The 1,287-nt window shown below is 64.3% G+C and carries 1 pseudogene; it reads left to right on the top strand.

The window, feature by feature from the left end:
- The first annotated feature begins 80 nt into the window (after nt 1-80).
- Nucleotides 81-1,226 (top strand): annotated as a pseudogene (locus AU185_RS25180) (IS3 family transposase).
- Nucleotides 1,227-1,287: the final 61 nt, after the last annotated feature.

Here is a 1,287-nt window from a genome sequence, read left to right on the forward strand (position 1 = left end):
TGGCGTGTTCCCAGTGAATGAGTCCAACCAGTTTTAGAGTCCTGTGGCCCGATGTCGGGCCAGAAGGGACGATGAAACACATGGCTGGTCGGAAGCGGAATTCCGCGGAGGACATCGTGCGTAAGCTGCGCCGTGCCGATGAGTTGGCTGCCGAGGGCAAGACCGGCGAGGAGATCGCTGCCGAGCTGCAGGTGTCGCCGGCGACGCTGTACAACTGGCGGCGCACCTACGGCGGCATGGACACCGACGCCGCCAAGGAACTCAAGGAGCTGCGCGAGCAGAACGCCCGCCTCAAACGGCTGCTGGCCGATGCTGAGCTGGAGAAGGATGCCCTGCGGGAGGTCGCCAAGGGAAAATTCTGAGCCCAGCTGCCAAGCGCCGCGCCGTGGACATGCTCAAGGAGACGCTGAGTATGTCGGAACGGTTGGCGTGCAAAGCCGTTGGGCTGGCCCGCTCCACCTACCGCCGCCTGCCGCTCGCGCAGACCCCGGGCCGATCCGGACGCCGAAATGAGGGTTTGGCTGCGCGCCTACGCCACCAAACACCCCTGCCATGGGTTCCGGCGCGCCTGGGCGGCGCTGCGTTACGACGAGCGCCGTGAGATCAACAAGAAGAAGATCCACCGGCTGTGGCGCGAAGAGGGCCTGCAGGTCAAGGTCGTCTCGCCGCGTAAGCGGGCCGGCGTCTCCTCGGTGCCGCCGGTCATCGCCGATGCGCCGAAGGTGGTGTGGGCGATCGACTTCCAGTTCGACTCCACCATCGACGGCAAAGCCATCAAGATCGCCTCGATGATCGACGAGCACACCCGCGAGTCGCTGCTGGACCTGGTGGAGCGCTCCATCACCGGCGATCGTCTGGTCGAGGAACTGAAGGAGGTATTCGCTGCCCACGGTGGCCCGCCGAAGGTGCTGCGTCTCGATAACGGACCGGAAATGGTTTCTCAAGCGCTGCAACGGTTCTGCGAGGACAAGACCGGGATGGTCTACATCCCGCCGGGCTGTCCGTGGGACAACGGCTACATCGAATCGTTCAACAACAGACTCAGGAAGGAGTGCCTCAACCGCAACTACTGGCACACCCTGTTCGAGGCCCGCGTGGTCATCGGCGACTTCAAGCACGAGCACAATCACCGACACCGCCACTCGGCCCTGGGCTACCGCACGCCGGCCGAGTACGCTGCCGCCTGCAGGTGCACCCACACCCCGGTGGTCTGCAGCATTAACTGAGAACGGATCAAACTAACCCCGACTCGAGAACCGGGTGGACTCAGTATCGGGGACTCGCCAG

It is taken from the genome of Mycobacterium sp. GA-0227b, assembly GCF_001499855.1.
Classification (GTDB): domain Bacteria; phylum Actinomycetota; class Actinomycetes; order Mycobacteriales; family Mycobacteriaceae; genus Mycobacterium.